Genomic DNA, 3,057 nt, shown 5'->3' with positions numbered 1-3,057 from the left:
CCCCCGCTCCCTGCGGCCCGCGGCGCAGCGCTCGGGCGACCCGGACCTGACGTACTTCGCCGCCCTCGACCCCGCCCAGGTACGGCTGGTCTCCGGGCGCCTGCCGCACGACGGGACGGCGCGGCCGGAAGCCGCGCTGCCGCAGGCCGCCGCGCAGCGCCTGGGCCTGCGGCCCGGCGCCCGGCTCACCCTCACCGACCGGCTCGGCGGTGCCGCCGTCCAGGTCCTGATCACCGGGCTGTACCGGCCCGCCGACCCCGCCGCGCCCTACTGGCAGCTGGACGACCTGGGCGGGCGCGGCGTGCGCAAGGTGGACTTCACCACCTACGGCCCGTTGCTGACCGGCCCCGGCGTCCTGGCCGGCGGCAAGGTGAGCACCGGACAGAGCGCCTGGCAGGCGTCGGCGGACTTCTCCACGCTGACCACCGGGAGGATCGGCGCGCTGCGGAACGCGGTCCGCGACGGTGCCGCCGCCCTGCGCGGGACGGCCGCGGTGGGCGGCACGCCGACCGTGACGACCGCGCTGCCCGACGTCCTGACCCGCATCGACCGCTCCCTGCTCGTCTCCCGTTCGACGCTGCTGATCGCCGCGCTGCAACTGGCGCTGCTCGCCGGGTACGCGCTGCTGCTGGTGGCCCGGCTGCTGAGCGGGGAACGCGCCGGCGAGACCCGCCTGCTGCGGGCCCGCGGCGGCTCGCGGGGCCGGATCGCGTCGCTGGCCGCCACGGAGGCGCTGCTGCTGGCCGTGCCCGCGGTGGTGGCGGCGCCGCTGCTGGCCGGGCCGCTGACCCGGCTGCTGGCCGGGCAGGGCGCGCTGGCCCGGATCGGGCTGCACCCGGACGTGGCGGCGAGTGGGGGCGCCGGGGTGTGGCTGGTGGCAGCGGCCGTGGCGCTGGGCTGCGCGCTGGCGGTGACCCTGCCGGCGCTGACGTCCTCCCTCGGCGCCGGACGGCGGGCCCGGGCGCTGCCCGCGCCGCTGCGCGCCGGTGCGGACGTGGGGCTGCTGGCGGTGGCCGCCGTGGCGTACTGGCAGCTGAACCGGCAGTCCTCCGGCGCGCTCGGCACCGCCGCGGGCGGGCTCGGCATCGATCCGCTGCTGGTCACGGCTCCCGCGCTGGCCCTGCTGGCCGGCACGGTGCTGACGCTGCGGCTGCTGCCGCCAGTGGCACGGCTGGCCGAGCGGCGCGCGGCCGGCGGGCGCGGACTGCCGGCCGCGCTGGCGGGCTGGCAGTTCAGCCGCCGTCCCATGCGCGGCGCCGGTCCGGTGCTGCTCCTGGTCCTCGCGGTCGCGCTGGGCATGCTGGCGATCGGCCAAGGGGCCTCCTGGGACCGCTCGCAGGACGACCAGGCCGACTTCCGGGCGGGGGCGCCGGTGCGGGTGCTGGCCGCCGGGGAGGGAGGTCTGGGCCGTACCGAAACGTACGCGGCGATCGGGCACGTCCGCTCCACCGCGCCCGCCGTCCGCACCACGCTGCCACTGTCCGGCGACCGCACGGCGACCGTCCTCGCGCTGGACACCGTACGGGCCTCCGGCTCGGTGCTGATGCGCCGCGACCTGGCCGCCGCGCCGGCCGGGCCGCTGCTGGGCCGGCTGGCGCCGCACGGCGCGACGACCGGCGTGCGGGTGCCCGCGGGCACCGCTCGGCTGCGCCTGGCGGTCGCCGTCCACGGCTCGGGCACGCAACGCCGGGCGCCGCAGGTGGACCTGGCCGTCACGCTGGAGGACCGCTACGGCGTCCCCTACCGCATGCCGCTGGACCCCCTGCCCGCCGACGGCCGCACCCACCGCCCGGCCGTGTCGCTGCCCGCGGGCGCGGGCGCGCTGACGCTGACCGGGATCGACCTGAGCGTCCCGCAGCCCGTCGGCCGGGCCGAGCAGCACCGCCTGACCGTCTCCGCGGTGCAGGCCCTCGCCGCCGACGGCACCGCGCGCCCGCTGACGCTGCCGGCCGCCTGGACCGCGTCCTCCTCCGGCGGCGACACCACGGCCCTGCCCGACGGCCGCAACGCCCCCGCCGCGCCGACGGCGACCTCCTCCCGCCCGCTGACCGTCGTCTACGGCACCGGCTACATCCCCCGCGAGGACCGGTGGACGACCGACGCGGTGAGCGTGCGGGTGCGGGCGGCCCAGCCGGCGCAGCCGGAGGTCACGGCCCTGGCGACCGACCGGTTCCTCACGGCCGCGGGCGCCCGCCCGGGGCAGCGGGTGGAGGTGACGTTCGCCGGGCGGAACGTTCCGGTACGGATCGTCGCCGCCGTCCGGGCGCTGCCCACCGTGGCCGGCCCGGCGGACCAGGGCACCTCCGGGGACACCGCGCACGACGGCGGTGGCCTGCTGATGGACCTGACGTCGGTGAACCGGCTGCTCCAGGAGCGCTACGGCGACGGCGCCGCGCCCACCGAGTGGTGGCTGGACACCGACGCTCATCGCGCGGCGGACGTGGCCGCCGCCCTACGCGCCCTGCCGGACATCGATCCCGGGCAGGTCGTGGTGCGCGACGAGATCGCCGCGCAGCTGCGCGACGACCCGTTCGGCGCCGGTCCGGCGGCCGCGTTCACCGCGGCGGCCGTGATCGCGGCGGCGCTGGCCGCCGTCGGCTTCGCGGTGAGCGCGGCGGGCGCGCTGCGCGAACGGGACGCCGAGTTCGCCGTCCTGCGCGCCCTGGGCGCCCCGCGCCGCCAGCTGGCCCGCATGCTCGCCGCCGAGCAGGGCGTCCTGCTGGCGCTCGCCCTGGTGGTCGGCGTGGCGCTGGGCACCGTGCTGACCCGGGCGGTCGTCCCGCTGATCGTGCTGACCGGGCAGGCCACGAAACCGGTACCGGAGGTGCTGGTGGAACTGCCGGTCGCCCGGGTGGCGCTGCTGCTGGCGGCCGTGGCCACCGCGCCGCTGGTGGTGACCGCCGTACTGAGCCTGCGCCGGGCCGACCCGGCGGTGTCCCTCCGAGACCGCGGAGGCGAATGACATGCACTTCGTCGCCCCCGCCCGGACCCGCGTACGGCCGTACACCGCCCTCGCCCTCGCCCGGACCCGCGTACGGCCGCACACCACCCTCGCCC

1 protein-coding gene is annotated in these 3,057 nt (G+C 79.0%); it reads left to right on the top strand.

Annotated elements, in window-relative coordinates:
* Positions 1-2,962: FtsX-like permease family protein (locus tag GV126_RS35395; RefSeq protein ID WP_159675529.1), on the top strand; the 2,962-nt coding region annotated here is incomplete at its 5' end.
* Between the last annotated feature and the right edge of the window lie 95 nt (positions 2,963-3,057).

Origin of the sequence: Streptomyces mexicanus (assembly GCF_902506575.1) — a bacterium.
GTDB classification, from domain to species: domain Bacteria; phylum Actinomycetota; class Actinomycetes; order Streptomycetales; family Streptomycetaceae; genus Streptomyces; species Streptomyces mexicanus.
The sequence above is the reverse complement of the archived record's forward strand: the minus strand, read 5'-3'. Positions and strand labels throughout refer to the sequence as shown.